17 protein-coding genes and 2 pseudogenes are annotated in these 17,821 nt (G+C 70.2%); 9 read left to right on the top strand and 10 right to left on the bottom strand.

All coding sequences use genetic code 11. The annotated features are described in order from the left end of the window. Window positions 1-236: 236 nt before the first annotated feature. Window positions 237-1,142 (bottom strand): NADP-dependent oxidoreductase, encoded by a 906-nt coding sequence (locus ORI94_RS28675; RefSeq protein WP_266081044.1) that lies wholly within the window; start codon window positions 1,140-1,142, stop codon window positions 237-239. A gap of 426 nt (window positions 1,143-1,568) precedes the next feature. Between ORI94_RS28675 and ORI94_RS28670 the strand changes: the two genes are divergently transcribed. Next, entirely contained in the window at window positions 1,569-1,925 is a 357-nt protein-coding gene (locus tag ORI94_RS28670; RefSeq protein ID WP_266081042.1) for a MerR family transcriptional regulator, read from the top strand. Window positions 1,926-2,098: 173 nt separating this feature from the next. Continuing rightward, the gene (locus ORI94_RS28665) at window positions 2,099-2,392 is read left to right on the top strand and encodes a Tn3 family transposase (RefSeq protein ID WP_266081166.1); all 294 of its coding nucleotides are present in this window, start codon (window positions 2,099-2,101) and stop codon (window positions 2,390-2,392) included. On the opposite strand, the pseudogene ORI94_RS28660 reads toward ORI94_RS28665, so the two are convergent. Continuing rightward, window positions 2,292-2,708: pseudogene (locus ORI94_RS28660) on the bottom strand (glycosyl transferase); the annotation flags it as partial. The gene ORI94_RS28665 and the pseudogene ORI94_RS28660 overlap by 101 nt on opposite strands. Window positions 2,709-2,793: 85 nt before the next feature. Further along, entirely contained in the window at window positions 2,794-3,447 is a 654-nt protein-coding gene (locus ORI94_RS28655; protein WP_266081040.1) for a CatB-related O-acetyltransferase, read from the bottom strand. A gap of 99 nt (window positions 3,448-3,546) precedes the next feature. On the opposite strand from ORI94_RS28655, the gene ORI94_RS28650 reads away from it, so the two are divergent. Further along, window positions 3,547-4,173, top strand: coding sequence for a TetR/AcrR family transcriptional regulator (locus ORI94_RS28650; RefSeq protein ID WP_266081038.1), 627 nt, complete (start codon window positions 3,547-3,549; stop codon window positions 4,171-4,173). A 105-nt stretch (window positions 4,174-4,278) separates the two neighbouring features. On the opposite strand, the gene ORI94_RS28645 is transcribed toward ORI94_RS28650, so the two are convergent. The 4 genes from ORI94_RS28645 to ORI94_RS28630 form a co-directional block, all read right to left on the bottom strand. Beyond that, window positions 4,279-4,413 (bottom strand): PmrA, encoded by a 135-nt coding sequence (locus tag ORI94_RS28645; protein WP_266081036.1) that lies wholly within the window; start codon window positions 4,411-4,413, stop codon window positions 4,279-4,281. Between the two features lie 220 nt (window positions 4,414-4,633). Continuing rightward, the gene (locus ORI94_RS28640) at window positions 4,634-5,632 is read right to left on the bottom strand and encodes a recombinase family protein (protein WP_266081034.1); all 999 of its coding nucleotides are present in this window, start codon (window positions 5,630-5,632) and stop codon (window positions 4,634-4,636) included. A 137-nt stretch (window positions 5,633-5,769) separates the two neighbouring features. Next, window positions 5,770-6,666: an SCO6745 family protein gene (locus ORI94_RS28635; RefSeq protein ID WP_266081032.1), complete on the bottom strand. Its 897-nt coding sequence runs from the start codon at window positions 6,664-6,666 to the stop codon at window positions 5,770-5,772. Window positions 6,667-6,699: 33 nt separating this feature from the next. Further along, the gene (locus ORI94_RS28630; RefSeq protein ID WP_266081030.1) at window positions 6,700-7,233 is read right to left on the bottom strand and encodes a YbhB/YbcL family Raf kinase inhibitor-like protein; all 534 of its coding nucleotides are present in this window, start codon (window positions 7,231-7,233) and stop codon (window positions 6,700-6,702) included. A gap of 97 nt (window positions 7,234-7,330) precedes the next feature. On the opposite strand from ORI94_RS28630, the gene ORI94_RS28625 reads away from it, so the two are divergent. Then, a complete protein-coding gene (locus ORI94_RS28625; RefSeq protein ID WP_266081028.1) occupies window positions 7,331-8,023 on the top strand; it encodes a GntR family transcriptional regulator in 693 nt (230 codons plus the stop codon). A gap of 2 nt (window positions 8,024-8,025) precedes the next feature. Here ORI94_RS28625 and ORI94_RS28620 read toward each other — a convergent pair whose 3' ends face one another. Further along, a complete protein-coding gene (locus ORI94_RS28620) occupies window positions 8,026-10,989 on the bottom strand; it encodes a Tn3 family transposase (protein ID WP_266081026.1) in 2,964 nt (987 codons plus the stop codon). 390 nt (window positions 10,990-11,379) lie between these two features. On the opposite strand from ORI94_RS28620, the gene ORI94_RS28615 reads away from it, so the two are divergent. The 3 genes from ORI94_RS28615 (at window position 11,380) to ORI94_RS28605 (ending at window position 13,977) form a co-directional block, all read left to right on the top strand. After that, entirely contained in the window at window positions 11,380-11,772 is a 393-nt protein-coding gene (locus tag ORI94_RS28615; protein ID WP_266081024.1) for a hypothetical protein, read from the top strand. Window positions 11,773-11,777: 5 nt separating this feature from the next. Continuing rightward, window positions 11,778-12,446, top strand: a complete 669-nt coding sequence (locus ORI94_RS28610; protein ID WP_266081165.1) for a nucleotidyl transferase AbiEii/AbiGii toxin family protein — start codon at window positions 11,778-11,780, stop codon at window positions 12,444-12,446. 373 nt (window positions 12,447-12,819) lie between these two features. Continuing rightward, window positions 12,820-13,977: an integrase gene (locus ORI94_RS28605; RefSeq protein ID WP_266081022.1), complete on the top strand. Its 1,158-nt coding sequence runs from the start codon at window positions 12,820-12,822 to the stop codon at window positions 13,975-13,977. 97 nt (window positions 13,978-14,074) lie between these two features. Here ORI94_RS28605 and ORI94_RS28600 read toward each other — a convergent pair. Next, window positions 14,075-14,292 (bottom strand): annotated as a pseudogene (locus tag ORI94_RS28600) (DUF2267 domain-containing protein); the annotation flags it as partial. Window positions 14,293-14,392: 100 nt separating this feature from the next. Beyond that, the gene (locus ORI94_RS28595) at window positions 14,393-14,824 is read right to left on the bottom strand and encodes an Hsp20/alpha crystallin family protein (protein WP_266081020.1); all 432 of its coding nucleotides are present in this window, start codon (window positions 14,822-14,824) and stop codon (window positions 14,393-14,395) included. A gap of 134 nt (window positions 14,825-14,958) precedes the next feature. On the opposite strand from ORI94_RS28595, the gene ORI94_RS28590 reads away from it, so the two are divergent. Together ORI94_RS28590 and htpG are read left to right on the top strand one after the other, a co-directional pair. Next, a complete protein-coding gene (locus tag ORI94_RS28590; RefSeq protein ID WP_266081018.1) occupies window positions 14,959-15,609 on the top strand; it encodes a type III effector protein in 651 nt (216 codons plus the stop codon). A gap of 135 nt (window positions 15,610-15,744) precedes the next feature. Continuing rightward, the gene (gene htpG / locus ORI94_RS28585) at window positions 15,745-17,664 is read left to right on the top strand and encodes a molecular chaperone HtpG (RefSeq protein ID WP_266081016.1); all 1,920 of its coding nucleotides are present in this window, start codon (window positions 15,745-15,747) and stop codon (window positions 17,662-17,664) included. The last annotated feature ends 157 nt before the right edge of the window (window positions 17,665-17,821 follow it).

Genomic DNA, 17,821 nt, shown 5'->3' with positions numbered 1-17,821 from the left:
ATTTGAACCCCTCTCACGGGGCTGCTGAAGCTGGATGGGGCCAGTGCCCCGTGGACGACGGCTCATGTGCCACGTGCGGTGTCCGAGTGGGGGCGGCCCGCTTGACGAGACGCCATGGAGATCGGCCCGCTCCGGACCGCCCGCTCGCCGGTACCGATCGAGGGCACGCTCGCCACGCAGGCCCGCACGTTGCGAGTTACCTGCCCCGTGGGCCTGTTCAGATACGGATCGGCTGTTCAGATGCAGATCACGATCTTTCCTCGGGTGCGTCCGCGCTCGGCGTGCGCGTGGGCGTCGGCGATCCGCTCCAGGGGGTAGGCCTGTTCGATACGGGGTGTGTAGCGGCCTTGCCGGCCCAGTTCCGCGGCCGCGGACAGGAGGGTGGAATCGTTCTCCGCGTTGACCACATGCGTGCCCAGGCGCTGCCCGCCCGCGTGGTCGGCGACCGTCGCGACGCGCTTCGGGTCACCTGTGATCGCGACGAGGTCGTCCAGGGAGCCGGAGGCCGCGGTGTCGAGCGCGATGTCGACTCCGCGCGGGGCGAGAGCGGACAGGCGGTGTGCGAGGCCGGGGCCGTAGGGGGTGGGAACGGCGCCGAGGGAGGTGAGGAACTCGTGGTTGCGTTCGCTGGCTGTCCCGATCACAGTGGCACCTTGCGCCACGGCGATCTCGACCGCCGCGCTGCCCACGCCTCCGGCGGCGCCCTCGACGAGGAGGGTGCGCCCCGCGAGGGGGCCGAGCGCGTCGAGCCCGCGCATCGCGGTCACGGACGCGAGGCCGGCGCCCGCGGCCTGTTCGTCGTTCCACGTGGCGGGGGTGTGCGCCCAGGCCGAAAGGATGAGCAGCTCCGCGGTCGCGCCGGTGACACCGCCCAGCCCGAAGACCCGATCGCCGATGCCCACCCCCTGCACCCCGTCGCCGATCTCGTCGACCACCCCGGCGCCGTCGCGCCCGGGAATGTCGGGCAGATCCAGAGGGAAGATCTGGTGCAGGGCGCCGGAGCGCAGCTTCCAGTCGATGGGATTGACGCTGGCCGCCGCGACGCGGACACGAATCTCACCGGGTCCGGGGTGGGGGTCGGGGGCCTGCTCGATCACCAGGCTCTCCGCTCCGCCGTATTCGTGGAACCGGGCTGCGCGCATAATGGTCTGCCTTACTTTGACGGGCCGGAATGACGTGTTCGTCCGACGCTCGTCACTCTAGAACCTGACGTTGACGTGAGGTGCAAGCCGCAACTGCCGCCCGGCCGGAGGAGGGCGGGCGCGGATGGGTGAGGTGGCCGAGCGGGCGGGGTGAGCGTGAGGGTCCGCGTCACTACGAGGGATCACGCCGCCCGCCACGGTCGGCACCCGTGTGCCCTCGGGCCGGCTCGGCGGCCCCGGCACGACGCGAGGACTGCCGTGCGTACGTGAACCGCGTGAACGCCCTCGGGTCCGCCACCGGGTCATGATCGATCTCGGCGCCGGCAACGGTTCGATCGACCCCCAGGGGCTGCCCCCGGAGCCGGTACTGCTAGCCTAAACCTGACGTCAACGTGAGGTACGAACGGGAAGGGAACGGCCTGCGTCATGCGCATCGGACAGCTCGCCAGGCGGTCAGGGGTCAGCGTGCGGGCCCTGCGCTACTACGAGGAACAGCGGCTCCTGGAATCGGCGCGGACGCCCGGTGGGCAGCGTGACTATCCCGACGAAGCCCTGGAGCGGGTCCAGCTCATCCAGGACCTCTTCGCGGCCGGCCTCTCCAGCCGTACCGTCGTCGAACTCCTGCCGTGCGTGAGCACCGGCGTCGCGACCCCCGCCATGCTCGACCAGCTCATCATCGAACGCGACCGCATCGCCGCACGCATCCAGGACCTGTCCCGGGCCAAGACCAAACTCGGCCGCGTGATCGAGAATGTGACCGCGGCGAACGTGGCGCAGGACTGATCAACCCGTCGCGAGGTGGGGCCCCGGCCCATCCGGCATCCACCGGGCGCCGTCGCGCGTGAACAGGTCTCCCCACCCGGTCGGGTCCGTGAGCGCCACCGCCGCCCCTGTCCTGTACCCGCCATGAACGATCAACGCCTCCACGGTAGGAGATCCACGAGGACTTGCAGGTCGTGGAGAACTGGAACAGCGCGAACAAGGACCTCTTCCACGGCAAGGACGGTGGCCTGGCCGGGCAGGACAAGGAGTCCCAGGAGGTGTCCATGCTCGCCCTCCACCTGCTCCAGTCCGCCCTGGTCCACGTCAACACGCTGCTGATGCAGCAGGTCCTCGCCGATCCGAAGTGGGCCGACACGCTCACCGATGCGGACGCTTCCGCAGATGAGCCGCGACTTCCTCCTGGTAACCGTCCCAGCCGACGGACGTCGGGGACAGCTGCACGAGGGGACGGCCCTGGGCTTCGGTGAGGGCGCGCGCGGCATAGGCGCCGATGTCGTAGAGGTACAGGTCGGCCGGATCGTCGTCGTAGACGGCGCGCAGTTGCGGGAGCGCCTGGACGGCATCGTCGAGGAAGAGGCTCGCCGCTGCGATGGGATCGGTAGGCCAGTCGTTGTCCTCGACGGGCAACGTGGAGGTGCACGGCACCAGCTCCGCGCCGGCGGATTCGATCCGGTCGGCCACGAACGGGTCGTTGGCGTAGGTGACCCGGTGCCCGCGGTCCACCAGCTCACGGATGAGCGCGAGGCTGGGCAGGACATGGCTGACGATGGGGACGCCGACCATCGCGATATGGGCGCGGGGGCGGGACGTGGGCGATCACCCGTTTCTGGCGCGGGACGGGAGCGGGCGGTGTGGAGAGGACGCGATGTCAGGGCTGGTCGATCTGCGCGGCGGCCTCCTCCAGGTCGGCAACGGTCCCCGACACGATCGTCCGTACATGCCTGGTGATGTGCTGCACGGGCCAGTCCCACCACGCCACGGCGAGGAGCCGGGCGATGTCCGCAGCGTCGTAGCGGGTGCGGATGAGCCGGGCGGGGTTGCCGCCGACGATGCCGTAGTCGGGGACGTCGCCGGTGACCACGGCGCCGGCGGCGATGATCGCGCCGTGGCCGATGCGTACACCGGGCATGACCGTGGCGCCGTGGCCGAACCACACGTCGTTTCCGACGACTGTGTCGCCCCGGCCGGGCAGGTCGGTGATCAGGTCGAAGTGCTCCGCCCAGGAGCCCCCCATCGTGGGGAACGGGAAGGTGGAAGGACCGTCCATGCGGTGGTTGGCGCCGTTCATGATGAACCGGGTGCCCGTCCCCAACGCGCAGTACTTGCCGATGACAAGCCGCTCGGGGCCGTAGTGGTACAGGACGTTGCGCGTCTCGAATGCGGTCGGGTCGTCCGGATCGTCGTAGTAGGTGAAGTCACCGACCTCGATCAGCGGCGACTTCACCAGCGGCTTGAGCAGAACCACGCGCGGGTGCTCGGGCATCGGGTGGAGCACGGTGGGGTCAGCGGGAACGGGCGGCATCGTGGAGGCGGTTCCTCTCTAGTGAACCTAGGGCGACAACTGTCGCGTTAAGATGCTGGCACAGCCCTGCCGCCTTGATCAACCGGATACTGATTGCCGATGACAGACCCACTGGACACGACGTCGGACCGCCGTCCGGGCGGTCGCACCGCCCGCATCCGCGCCCAGGTTCTCGATGCGGTGCGCGCCGAACTCGCTGAAGGCGGTCACGAAGGACTCACGATGGAGGGTGTCGCGACGCGCGCCGGAGTGCACCGCGCCACGGTCTACCGGCGTTGGCGGGATGTCGGCGGCCTGCTCGTCGACGTCATCGACGCCGCCGGCGAGATCGACTGGCAGCCGCCGGACACCGGCTCGCTGCGCGGCGATCTGACGGCCCTCAACCAGGAAATCCAGGAATCCCTGGTCGTACAGCCGTCGTTCGCCGTCGCCCTGATGGCCGCCTCGTTCCACTCCGAACAGGCCGCGCGGGCCCAGACGCAGTTGTGGACGGACCGGTACGCCCAGTGCGAGATCCTCGTCGAGCGCGCCATCGAGCGCGGTGAACTCCCCGCACAGCACACGGACGCGCGGAGCCTGCTGATCGCCGCCACGGCGCCGCTCTATCACCAGCTAGTGCTCCTGCGTGCCGATCCGGACCCGCAACTCCCGAAACGGGCCGCGGAGGCGGCAGTCCTGGCGGCTGCCGCGGGTGCCTTCTCCGTCCGTCGGGAAGAGAGCGTGTGATCGAGGAGACAGGGAGCGAACGCAAGCGCAATCAAGAGCGCGGCAAGACCTGGTTCACGGTTCAGTAGCCCTGGTTCGGACACCAGGGAGCAAATAGCCGCGAGGTCAACCTTTGAGGGCTCGCATACGGCGGCGGGCGGCCGGGTCGCGCTCGGCGACGTGCCGAGCGACCGCGTCGACTCCGGAGCGGGCGTAGCGCTCCAGGGAGCGGACGGAGGCGTGGCGGGAGCGGGCCAGCATCGGGGTGGAGGTGCCGCCCTCGGCGTCGTGGGTGAGCGCACTGTGGCGGAGCCGGTGCAGGGTCCAGCCGTCGAGGTCCTCGATGTCCTCGGGTGTGGCGAGCGGGTTGGCCAGCAGCCGCGTGGCGTACTCGAAGATCTCCTCGGCCCGCCGGTAGGAGAGCCGGGCCCGTCCGGTCTCGGCCCTGTTCTCCCGAAGCTGCCGCGAAGTGACAAGTAACTCAGCGTGTAGTTAGGGCCTTGGCTTCTGTGCGAGCTTCAGGAACCTCGCTGCCAGTGAGGGCGGCGAAGTCGGCGCGGGCCTGTTCGACGGCTTCCGGGTACGCCACCCGTTTCTCGTGCTCGGCGAGTGCACGGTAGATGCTGGCGGCGGACGGGCTCTGCCCCTTGCGCTTGCCGGTAGGGATGATCAAGTCCGGCTGGATCTGCTCGACGGACTCGCCGTTCGCCCGCCGGCGGAGCAGGGTGTGCAGCATGTCCTCGGTGATGACCGGCGGCCGGCCGCCGTGGTTGCCCTTGCGGGCCGCGGTGTCGAGCCCTTCCAGGGTCGACTCCCGGATGTTCTCCCGTTCGGTCTCCGCCATCGCGGCGAAGAACGCGAACAGCAGTCGGCCCGGCCCGCTGGGGTCGTACATCCCGGGCAGGGGTCCGGCGAGCATCTCCAGGACCAGGCCGTGGGCGGTGAGGTGGTCGGCGAGCGCGGTGAGTTCGGCGGCGTCGCGGCCGAGGCGCTTCATCTCATAGACGGTGAAGATGACCCGGCAGTGCGGGGCGTGGGCCTTGATGTCGCGGGCGGCGGCGAGCGCGGCCTCGAACTGGGGGCGGACCCGGATGCGGGTGCTGATCTTCTCGCTGAAGACCTTCTCTCGCGGGACGCCGTGCTTGGCGAGGGCGTCGAGCTGGGAGTCGAGTTCCTGCCCGAGGGTCGAGCATCGGGCGTAGCCGATCCGGATGTCCGCACCCGGGGTGTCCGGGTCGACCGGGGCCGGCGGCGGGGTGCCGGGCCGCCACGGCTGCCCCGGCCCGCGGTCGGCCGGGGTCTGGACCCGCAGGAGCTTCGCGAGCCGGGGCACCTTGGTGAACCGGCCGGTGCGGTACGTCCCGGCGACCGCGCCGCCGCGCGAGCGGCACGGCGATCCCGGTGCGGCCGCGCACCGCGGGCAGGGGTGGCGCTCGACGTCGTCGGCGTCGGCCGGGGCGGGGTCGTGAGGGTCTGTCATGACCCCGGATGTTCTCACAATTCAGTTCCCAGAACGGGGTGTCGCCTGCTCTTGCGTGAGAACGGGTTGTGAGAACCGATGCGGCGTCCGCGCGTCCTCCCGCACCTTCAGTTGATCTTGCTCTGGGAAAGGACCGTTTATGCGAGATCAGACTGTCCGCGAACGGCCTGAAACGTTCCTGCTGCGGTGAATGCGTTGGTGATCGGCGCGATGAGCGAGGCGAAGCGGCGGGCGCCTGCGTTGCCGATCGGTGCCCATAGCGCGGCGCAGTGCTCGTCTGTCTCCACTTCGATGCGCTCGCGTGCCGCGCTGCCGGCGTCGGTGACCATGCCGTGGGAGTCGAGCCAGCCGCGCGCGACGAGGCGTGCCGTCGCCGCGCTCCACTCCTCGTCGTCCCACCGGCGGGTCGCTCGCGCCAGAGCTGTCGGGAGGCGGCCGGTTGCGGTGTGCAGAACGAGGCAGTCGCAGGGCCCGAGGCCGTTGTCGGCGAGTACGACGAGATGGGCGTCGCCGCGCCACTCGCGCGCCACCGTGATCTGCTGCCAGAGTGCGACGAGAGGATCGGGGGGAAGCGCGACCGAGGCGTTCGCGGCGGCCAGCACCTTGCCGGCGTAGTCGGCACCGGCGACGACCGGGTCGATCAGCGAGTGCGCCTCGGCAAGGTGGTCATCGGTGAGATGTACGTCGACGCGCCGCATCGCGCGGCCGGCGGCCAGGAAGCGGGCGGCCTGCCACCGCTCGGGCGGCGCGGCGTCCCATACGCCCGCCATGGCCCGCACGGCCCGCGGGCTGAAGTTGTAGAAGGCCGCGAGCGTGACCTGCCACGGAACTGCGCCCATCGCGGCCGACCGGAAGGCCAGATACGTCGGCCCGCGGTCGGTCACGCCGAGCTCGGCCGCTTCCTCGGCGGTCTCGGGGACGAGATATATGAACAGGTGGGCGGCGCTGATGGCGCGGCTGACGTCGCGGACGGCGTTCAGGTCCATCGGGCCGTCGCCGGTACGGGCGGAGTCGGGAAGAGCGTTGAGGTACATGGTGGTGGTATCTCCGGGAGTCGGGTGGCGCTGTCAGGCGGGTGTTTCGGCAGTGGCGGTCAATACCGCGCGTCCGAGGGTGTGACCGGCCATGGTGAAGCCGAGGACGGCCGGTGTGGCGTCGGCCGGGACGCCTGTCGAGGGGATGTCGAGGGCGTGCACGACGACGAAGTAACGGTGCGGGCCGTGTCCGGCCGGCGGGGCGGCGCCGATGTAGCGGGCCACGCGGGCGTCGTTGGGCAGCTGATAGGCGTCCTCGGGCAGTTGTGAGCCGGTGTCGTCGCCGGCGCCCTCGGGCAGCTCGGTGACCGTGGCGGGGATGTCGGCGACCGCCCAGTGCCAGAACCCGGACCCGGTGGGGGCGTCGGGGTCGTAGACGGTGACGGCATAGCTCTTGGTGCCGTCCGGGGCGCCGCTCCAGGACAGCTGCGGGGATGTGTCCTTCCCGCCGGGCAGGCCGGAGGAGTGCTGCTCGGGCGGCCACGCGGCGCCGTCGGTGACGGTGGTGCTGGTGACGGTGAACGAGGCCGCCTGGGGGAGGCGGGCGAAGGGGTCGTTGGCAGGCACAGCGGCCGTCCTTTCCGGAGGAGAAAGCCTTCGTCGGCTACTTAATGGACCGTAACACGGATAATCGATTATCTAGTGGATCGTCTAGGATGGGCTCATGGATCAGACGGCGCACTCCTCGACCCCGCCGGGGAAGCAGATGCTTTCCGAGCAGGTCTACGCACACCTGCGGGACGCGATCATGCGTGGGGACCACCCCCCTGGCGCCCCTCTCAAGCCGCAGGACCTTGCCAGGGAGCAGGGCGTGAGCCTGGCTGTGGTGCGCGAGGCGCTCGTGCGGGTGGTCGGCGAGGGGCTCGCCGACCGGCTGCCCAACCGCGGTTTCGCCGTCCCGTCCTTCTCCGACCGCCGCTGGCAGGAGATCGCGGAAGCCCGTCGGACCGTCGAACCGGTCGTACTGCGCATGTCCATCGAGCGCGGCGATGTCGACTGGGAGGCCCGCGTGCGGGCCTCCCACCATCGTCTGGTGCGCACTCCGGCATACGCGCCGGAGGAGGGCGAGTACTACACCGGCGCCTGGGCCGAGGCTCACCGGGCCTTCCACCGCACGTTGCTGGAGGGGTGTGGCAACCGCGCGCTGCTGGAGACCTTCGACCGGTTGTGGACCGCGAGTGAGCTGGCCCGCCGTTGGTCGGCGCACCGCAACCCCGACCGGGACGGCGCCAAGGAGCACCGCATGCTGGAGGAGGCGGCACTGAACCGTGACGCCGACACCGCAGCTGCGGTCCTGGTCCAGCACCTCACTTTGACCGCGGCTGCTCTGACCGACGATTCAGGCCAGGCCACCTAGGCTTACGCCACAACAGTGAGGTCGAGGTGGGAGTTCATGTCCAGCTCGAACCGGCCGTAGGGGTTCACGTGGGTCCAGAACAACGGGGATAGAGCCCGCCGGTCGGCGTCGGTGAGCCGCTTCGGCCACTTCTCCTCGCTCAGGATGTCCTGGAGGAGCAGGGTGTTGACGTGCACCAGCGCGGACTGGAGCAGGTGCAAGGCGAGCATCGAGATTTCCTGGGACTCCTTGTCGGAGCCGGTCAGGTCGCCGTCCTTGCCGTAGAAGAGGTCGTGGTTGGCGGAGTTCCAGTTCTCAACGACCTGGAGGCCGTCGTTGATCTCGCGTCGCAGCTCCGGGTCGGCGAGGTAGTCGCAGATGAACGCCGTACGCACCGCGCGCCCGAGTTCCTCGATCGCCCGGTAGGTGGGGTGCTTGGGCCCGCCGCGGGTGAAGCGTCGCAGGACCTGCTCGGCTTCGGCTGTGCCCAGGCGCAGGGCGGTGGTGTACTTCACGATCTGGTCGTACTGCTGGCGGATCAGGTCCCAGTCGATCGTCTTGGTCGATAGCACCGGCGCCAGGTTCGGCCACCTCTCGTCCTCCCCGGTCGCCGGCCGGTACAGCCGCGCCGAGCCGACGTTCTTCAGCCTGGGCAGCAGGTTGAAGCCGAGCATGTGGGCGAAGGCGAAGGCGACGATGGAGGCGCCGTGTGTGTCGGTGTACTGCCGGTCGATCTCGACGTCCGTGCAGTGCCGCAGCACGCCCTCGATCATTGCGGCGACCTCGGAGGCCGAGCAGGACTTGAGCTGGCTGTAGACGCACAGCGACTTCTTCTCGACGTGCCCGTAGATCATCACCCCGGGGCCGCGGTAGCGCTGGTGCCACTCGGTCATGAAGTTGCTGGCCCAGGAGCCGAACTTCTTGGAGTCGCTCGCGCAGGCGGTGCCCTCGCCCCACCACGCGGCATCGCGGGCGGCGAAGGTGGCGTTGACCAGCCGCACCAGTGCGGAGCGCAGGTTGGCCCGGTTGACGAACAAATGCCGTACCCGGCGCAGGACGGCCTCGCTCTCGCCGTGCTTGCCTGTGACCGCGACCCGCTTGATGCCCATGTTCGTCCCCAGGGCGAACAGCACCAGCAGCAGCCGGCGCCGCAGCACCGCCTTCGGTACCGCCTCGCGGGTGGCGACCGAGGTGAACTCGGACGTGAAGCCGGTGGCGAACTCGGCCTCCTTGAGGATGTCGATCAGGTCGATGGTGCCCCAGCGGCGTTCGATCTCCGCCTTCAGCGCGACGAGGTTCTCCGGCTCCTCCTGCTTGCCCAACGGCGAGACCTTGATCCACGGCTCGCCGTGCCGGCGGACGATGTCCACTCCGCCTGTGGTGCCCAGCTCCAGCGCGGTGTCGAAGCGGGTTAGCGCCTCGCGCAGCCGCTTCTGAAGGGCCTCGATGAACTTCTCCGGGTCCAGCGGCTGGCGGATCGCGTCGTAGTGGACATCGCGGTTGTCCTCGAAGTCCGGTGGCAGATCGTCCTCCGGGTTCTGCCACCGGTTCGCGCCGGGCACCCAGATCTCCCGCCGCCGCAGCGCGTCCCGCAGCGCCACGAGCACGCACAGCTCGTACGGGATGCGCTCGACCCGGCCGCGCTCGTCCACCACCGCCTTGCGCCACTCATCGCGCACCACCCCCGCCAGCGGGATTTTCTCCGCCTCGTCGAAGAACGCGCCCTCCTTGGCGATCGGCTGGTCCAGATACCGCTTGAGCAGGTCGATCGCGTCCATCACCGGCCGGTAAGCGGTGTTGTTGCACTTCATCTCCAACGCGTTCAGCAGCGGCGAGAGCATCCGCCGCCAGTGGTTGGAGTACGACGGGCGCAGCACCGTACGCACCCGGGCCCGATAGCGGGCCTCGTTCGCCGCCGCCTCCGCCGCCAGGGCCTTCAGCGTCGACTCCCCGGCCACCGGATAGATCACCTTGCGGACCGTGCCGCCCGGCTCGGCGACCGCCGCCTCCGCCAGCCGCAGCAGGATGCCCTCCTTGCCGCGGACCCGCTTCATCTCCTTGTTGAACTCGCCCTCGACCTTCTTCTCCGCCCGTGTGTTGATCTTCTGCACGAGCTGGATGAACAGCTCCACCAGCGAGTCGGTGATCTCCGTCTGGCGCACGTGGCACAGCGTGGCCAGCAGCGTGTAGCGCACCGGGCCGCCCGCCGCCCGCAGGTCCGAGGGGTACTCCTTCGACGCCCGTGCCCGCCAGGCCGCCACCAGCTTCTCCGACACGTCCCCGAACAGCTCCGGCCCCAGTTCCAGCGCGCGCACCCGCTGGAGCTTGTTCACCTCCGCCAGCAGGCTGTCCAGCCCCAGCGCGCCCGGGTCGGCCTTCAGCTCGCTGAAGAACGTGCCCCCGCCGCCCGTGCTGTCCTCGCTCGCGTCGGCGTCCTCGGCAATCAGGTCATCCAGCCGGGACCGGGTCGCCGCGCACAGCCGGCCCACCGTGGTCGCGCAGAACCGTTCCTCGAAGGTGCTGACCGCCGACCCCACCAGGCGGGCGATACGCCCCGGCGTCGGCGGCTCCAGCCTGTCCTTGCGGCAGCGGGCCACCACCGCCTCCGCCAGCCGGTCCCTCGACAGCTCCACCCCGCACAGCTCCACCGCCAGCCACTCGGCGAGCTGCGTTTGGTCCTCCACCGTGCACTCACGGAAGCCGAACGCGCCCCGGATCTCCACCCGGTGCCGCTTGATCGCCCGCCCCGCCCAGTCGTACGCGGCCCACTCCTCAGCGGGAACCTTCACCTGCTGGGCGACGTACGCCACTGCCGGCGCCGGGATCTCCTCGGCGTCCTCCGGGAACCGGGCCTCCACCTCGAAGAACTTCAGCAACAGCGCGAACCCCAACCGGTTCGCCCCCGACTTGTTCCGCAGCCGCTCCTGGTCCTCCTCCAGCAGCGTCCAGACCTCGATCAGGTCCTCCGGCTCCCACTCCTGCCGCACCCGGGGCTCCTTCCGGTCGTCATGACCGGACCAACGTCGCCGAGCATGACACCCGATGAATCCAGAAGATCGAAAACGCTGACAAGCACACCCCAGATCCGCTACAGAGAGCTACTTGTCACTTCGCGGCAGCTTCGGGAGAACAGGGCCGTCTCCGGGCACACGTCCAACGTCGGCGTTCCGGCGGGGGCCTTGCGGCCGGTGAGGAACAGCGGGCCGCGGTTACGGCCGGCGATCAGCCGGGGCAGCAGTTGGGCGGCGCCGGACTGCCAGTGGATCCACTCGGTCGCCCCGCCCCCCGACTCGCCCTCGAGGGATCCGCCCCCGTGCGCTCCGGACGCCGACCCGCAGCATGACCCGCACCACCTCTCCGGCCGCCATAATGGGGGCATGCCCTCCAGCCCACACCACCCCGCGCCCGCGCCGAAGAACCTCTCGGGCGCGGACGCCGAGGACCTCGCGCTGTACCGGGAGAAGTTCCGGTGCCGTCTGCCGGAGTCGCTGGACGAGCTGCACGGCCCGACCCAGGGGGTCGTGGAGCTGCCGCTGCACATGGCCTGGTCCGGGATGACCTCGTACGACCTGGGCAAGCCTCGCCAGCGTATGGGCCTGTACCGCACCGTCCTGCACGAAGGGCTGCGCGAGGACCTGCCCCGCTACCTCGACCGGGACCTGCTCCTCCATCTGTGGCCGGTGCTGCGCACCCTCGTCGGCCGCAGTGTGCGCACGGTATGGGAAGACGCCTTCCCCCAGCTCGCCTCCCGCACCCGGACGGCCGCGTGACGGACATGCCGGAGCTGCACACGCGGCTCCTGGCGGACGTGATCGCCCTCGGCTCCCCGTACCCCCTGGTCCTCACCGGCGGCTATGCCGTGCGGGCGCACCGCCTCGTGAACCGCCCCAGCCAGGACCTCGACGTCGCCACCGAGAACCCTGCGCCCATGGCCGACATCGCGGCCACGCTCCGTGCCGGTCTGGAAGCCCGCGGCTGGAAGGTGCACGCGCTGGAGACCGCCCCGCTGTCCGCCCGCTTCACCGTGACCGACCCGGCCACCGGGCAGGAATGCGAGGTCGACATCCTCAAGGAGAACTTCTGGCGGCCGGTCACCCAGAGTCCGTACGGGCCCGTCCTCGCGGAGGAGGACGTGATCGGTACCAAGGTCCGCGCCCTCGCCGACCGCGGAGCGCCCCGCGACCTGATCGACGTGTTCGCCGCCTCCCGCCGCTGGAACACTGCCGAGCTCGAGGAGTTCGGTCGCCGCCACGCCCGCGGCCGCTTCGAGCGCGAAGACCTGCAGGCGAACCTCACGGGCGCAGAGTGGACCGACGACGAAGCCTTCACCGCCTACGGCCTGGACCAGGCCACCATCACCGCGCTTCGCACCTGGGCCGTGGAGTGGGCCGACGACCTGGCGACCCGCCTGCTCGAAGAGTCGGGTGATTCGGACATCGACTGATCGCGTCCGGACGAGACTGCATCTGCAAGCGAACAGGGCGAGAGCCGAGGAACAAGCAGGTGGGAACGCAGCCGGTCGCGGGCTTGTCCCACGTCAAGCGGGCCGGCCAGACGCTGGGGAGATCAACTGGGCCGACCCTCGTGTGTCCCCACGCTTGACTCCAGGGCCTCGGCCGTCGGGAAGTCGGTGTGTCCACGGTCAAGGGGAAGCTTCATACGTGTGCTGGAGGTCGTGTTCGGCACCAAGCCGCAACCTCCCTCGTATAAATTCCCTTATACGAGGGAGGTTGTCTGAGAGCGATCCTGAGAGGGAGCGGCATGAACAGCGAAGAGGCCGGGACGCACAGCGCCGACCGCGGCGGCTCGGTGACTTCATGACCGCGGTGAACGAACTCGAGTCCGCCGAAGTCGTCGAGGCCGAACTCGTCGACGACGCGCTCCTGCCGGCCGTCGCTCCCCCGGCCTCGCCCACAGAAACGACGGTCGATCAGCACACGATCCTCCACCCGGGCGAGGCCCTGCCGAGTGCGGCCGACGCCCCGCGGTACACCCGGCGCGACTTCGAGGTCTCCGAGGAGACGGCGCGGCGTCTGGAGGAGGAGTCGGCGCCGGTCAACACGGGCCGCAACTACCGGAACCAGCGCAGGCTGTTCGCCGAGTGGTGCGAGGAAATGGGCCGGGTGGCGCGGCCGTGCACCACGGCGACGTACGTGGAGTACTGCGCGCACCTGATCGCGCGGGGCATGAGCCCGAACACGGTCGGCACGTACCTGTCGGCCGTGCGGACGTGGATGCCCGACGACAGGAAGCCGGGCACCGGCCAGGCCCGCGGCCTGCTGCGCGAGTACCGCAAGCAGTGGCTGAAGCGGAACCGCGTGCGGAAGGCGCCGGCCATCACGGACGCGATGACGCGGGCGATGGTGGACACCTGCGACGTACGCCATCCGGTCGGGCTGCGCGACCGCTTCGTGCTGCTCGTGGGCCGCAGGGCCCTCAACCGGCGGATCGAGTTGGCCGATCTGACCGTCCAGGACCTGACCGTCGAGGAGGGCGGCGTCGCCCAGTGGGTCGCCTTCTCGAAGAACGACCAGGACGCCCACGGCGAGGAGACCTGGGTGCCCGCCGGCGACGACGAGGGGCCGTACGACCCGGTGCGGGCCACCCGGGACTGGCTGAACTGCCTGCACCGGCTGGGCGTGGAATCCGGCCCGGTGCTGCGGGCGCTCACGGTCGCCGGCACGCTCCAGTCCCGGGCCACCGCGACGGTCCGGGGCGACTTCGTCACCGGCGACGCCGTCAACGACTGGATCCGGGGCCGGGCCTACGCCGCCGGCCTGCCCGGCTGGCAGGACATCACCGCACACGGCCTGCGCCGCGGCGGCGCGCAGGAGATCGCGGACGCCGGCGGCGACCCGACGAAGCAGGGCCGGTGGAAGCCGGGCAGCGCCACGGTGAAGAAGGAGTACCTCGACCGGGCGCGGAGCCGGGCGGAGAACCCCTGGCACCGGGTGAACCGGCGAGGGGCCGGATGACCGGCCATGGGACCGGTGAGCTCGCATGTGCAGGCGTCGTGTATGCGCGGCCGAGCCCGGATGGGGCTCGCGCTGAGTGATCTGCGCGAGCGCCGAGCCGCTCCGGGAGCAGCGGCTCGGCGCTCTGCAGCGGGTCGAACAGGATCAGGGCGAAGCCTCCGGCAGGCGTGCCGCCAGCCGGGCGCGGACCCCGCCGACCAGGTGTGCGCCGAGCAGGGCGGGCACCACGCGGGCCGCACGATCGGCTTACTCCGCAGTGTCGTATTCGCCGCGGTGCTTCCCGTGGTCGAGGAACACTTCGTCTCGCAAGGTCATCGGCCGCCACCCCTTTTTTGCCGTCGGGATGTCCACAGGGGGTGCGGAGGGCGGGGAGGGGGAGATCAGGTGCCCGTCCTCCGCACCGGTCCGGCCGGTGTCAGCCGGAGATCTCCTTGCGGCCGGAGCCGACGCCGATGGAGATCTTGCGGGGCTTGGCGCGCTCGGCGATCGGAATGCGCAGGGTGAGCACACCGGCGTCGTAGTCGGCCTGGATGCGCTCGGTGTCCAGGGTGTCGGCGAGCACGATCTGGCGGGAGAAGACGCCCAGCGGCCGCTCGGACAGCTCCACCTTCACGTCCTCGGCCTTCGCCACCGGCCGCCGCTCGGCCTTGACGGTCAGCATGTTCCGTTCGACGTCGACGTCGATCGCGTCCGCGGTCACGCCGGGGATGTCGAAGGCCACCACGTACTCGTCACCCTCGCGGTAGGCGTCCATCGGCATCGCCGACGGCTTCGACCAGGTGCCCGGGCCCGTCAGCTGCTGCGCCATCCGGTCCAGCTCACGGAAGGGGTCAGTGCGCATCAACATCGTGAAAACACCTCCAGCAGGTTCGAGCAGTCGCTGCTCATGCGCCGCACTGCGCTGCCACTGTTGTAACATGTCATCCAACAGATGACAAACATGATGTCATCGACTCGATGACCCGTCCGAGGGAGGTGCCCGTGACCGCAGCCGACCAGCCGTCCACGCCCCGTACCGACGCCCACGGCCCGGCGTCCTTCCTCGCCGCCGCGGCGGCCCTTGCCGCCATAGACGACGCGCTGCGCGATGCCCAGCACGAGACTCCCGACGCGGCCGGGCCCGGTCCCGAGCAGGCGCTGGCCTCCCTGCTGCTGCTGCGGCAGGTGCGCGAGCAGCTCGCCGGCTGGGAGACCGGCCTGATCGAAACCGCCCGCGACGCGGGCGCCAGCTGGGCCGACCTCGCCGGCCCCCTCGGCGTCGCCAGCCGCCAGGCCGCCGAACGCCGCTACCTGCGCGGCCGCCGCGACACCGGCGGCGCCACCGGCGAGCAGCGCGTGACGGCCACCCGCCAGGCCAGGGCCGCCGAACGCGCCACCGCCACCTGGGCCCGTGCCCACGCCGCCGACCTGCGCCGCCTCGCCGGACAGATCACCGCGCTCGCCCACCTCGGGCCCGAAGCGCGCTCGGCCCAGGCCTCCCTGCACGCCGCTCTTGGCGCCGCCGACGCCGCCGAGCTCATCGCGCCCCTGGCCGGCATGCGCCCCTACCTCGATGCCCGCCACACCGGCCTCGTCGAATCCCTGGACGCCCTCGAAGGCCGGCGCACGACGACAGCCGCTGACGATGACTGACTCCCACCACGCAGAGTCACATCATGCGGGTGCGGTCCGGGCCGCCCCGAACCACGCCGACGGCGGGCGACGGCCCGCCCCGGCCCGAGTCCAAGTCCAAGTCCGTTCATGACGTTCCCACAGAAAGAGACCCCCATGGGCAGCAGCGTCGAGACGCTGGAATTTCAGGCCGAGACCCGCCAGTTGCTCCGACTGGTGATTCACTCGATCTACTCGAACAAGGACATCTTCCTGCGTGAGCTCATCTCGAACGCCTCCGACGCCTTGGACAAGCTGCGGCTGGAGTCGCTGACCGACTCCAGCCTCGCCGGGACCGACGCCACCGACCTGCACATCTGGTTGGAGGTCGACAAGGACGCCCGCACACTGACCGTCCGTGACAACGGGATCGGCATGACCCGGGACGATCTCGTGGAGCTGATCGGCACGATCGCCAAGTCCGGCACCGCCGGCCTGCTGGAGAAGATCAAGGAGTCCCAGGACGCCGCCACCGCCGAGAGCCTGATCGGGCAGTTCGGCGTCGGCTTCTACTCGGCGTTCATGGTCGCCGACAAGGTCACCCTGCGCACCCGGCGGGCCGGCACCGACTCCGGCACCCAGTGGGAGTCCGACGGCGAGGGCACCTACGACCTCCAGGCCGTCGACGGCCTGCCCGTGGGCACCTCGGTCACCCTGCACCTCAAGCCCGCCGACAGCGAGGACGGGCTCGCCGACTACCTGTCCGAGTCGAAGATCCGTCAGATCGTCAAGCAGTACTCGGACTTCATCCGCTGGCCGATCCGGATGGCCACCGAGCGCACCGACGCCGAGGGCGACACCACCCGCGACACCGACACGCTCAACTCGATGAAGGCGCTGTGGGCCCGGCCACGCAGCGAGGTGACCGAGGACGAGTACAACGAGTTCTACCAGCAGATCAGCCACGACTGGCTGCCCCCGGCCGAGACGATCCACATGCGCGCCGAAGGCACCTTCGAGTACGAGGCGCTGCTGTTCATCCCCTCGCAGGCGCCCTTCGACCTGTTCTCCCGCGAGACCCAGCCCGGTGTGCAGCTGTACGTCAAGCGAGTGTTCATCATGGACGACTGCGAAGCGCTCATGCCCCACTACCTGCGCTTCGTCAAGGGTGTCGTGGACGCCCACGACCTGTCGCTGAACGTCTCCCGCGAGATCCTCCAGCACGACCGGCAGATCGGCGGCGTACGCCGACGCCTGGTCAAGAAGGTCCTCGGCGCCATCAAGGACATGCAGTCCAAGGACGCCGAGCGCTACGCGAAGGTGTGGGCGCAGTTCGGCCGGGCGCTGAAGGAAGGCCTGGTCGAGGACACGGACAACACCGATGCCCTGCTGGAGCTGGTGTCGGCCGCCTCCACGCACGACCCGGAGAAGACCACCACGCTGCGCGAGTACGTCGAGCGCATGAAGGACGGCCAGGACACCATCTACTACCTGACCGGCGAGACCCGCGCGATGGTGGAGAACTCCCCGCACATGGAAGCCTTCACCGCCAAGGGGTACGAGGTTCTGATCCTCACCGACCCCGTCGACGAGGTGTGGGTGGACCGGGTCCCGGCCTTCGACGGCCACCGTCTGCAGTCCATCGCCAAGGGCCAGGTCGATCTCGACGAGTCCGCCGACGGCGACCAGGAAACCGACGCCGAGAAGGCCCGGCGCGAGCAGGACTTCGCAGCCCTGCTGGCGTGGCTGACCACCGCCCTGTCCGAGCAGGTCAAGCAGGTCCGCCTGTCGTCACGCCTGACGACCTCGGCGGCCTGCATCGTCGGCGACGCCCACGACGTGACGCCGACCCTGGAGAAGATGTACCGGGCGATGGGACAGCAGATACCCCCGGTCAAGCGGATCCTGGAACTCAACCCCGCACACCCGCTGATCACCGCCCTGCGCACAGCACACGACGCGGGCGCCGACGACCCCGCACTGGCGGAGATCGCCGAACTGGTATACGGCAGCGCGCTGCTCGCCGAAGGGGGCGACCTGCCCGACCCGACCCGCTTCACCCGGCTGCTCACCGACCGCCTGACCCGCACTCTGTAACCACGGGTGCGGCCCGGCACGGCCCAAGTGCCCGGCCGCACCCACCCCGTCCTCGCCACCCCCGCCCTCACGTTGCCTGATCGAGTGACCACACCTGGCCCGCGGACAGGGGAACGGGGCTCCGGCTCCGGCTGCCCCAACCGGGCCTCGCCTATGC

This window comes from Streptomyces sp. NEAU-W12, from assembly GCF_026242095.1.
Taxonomy (GTDB): domain Bacteria; phylum Actinomycetota; class Actinomycetes; order Streptomycetales; family Streptomycetaceae; genus Streptomyces.
This window is presented reverse-complemented; position numbering and strand designations above follow the sequence as displayed.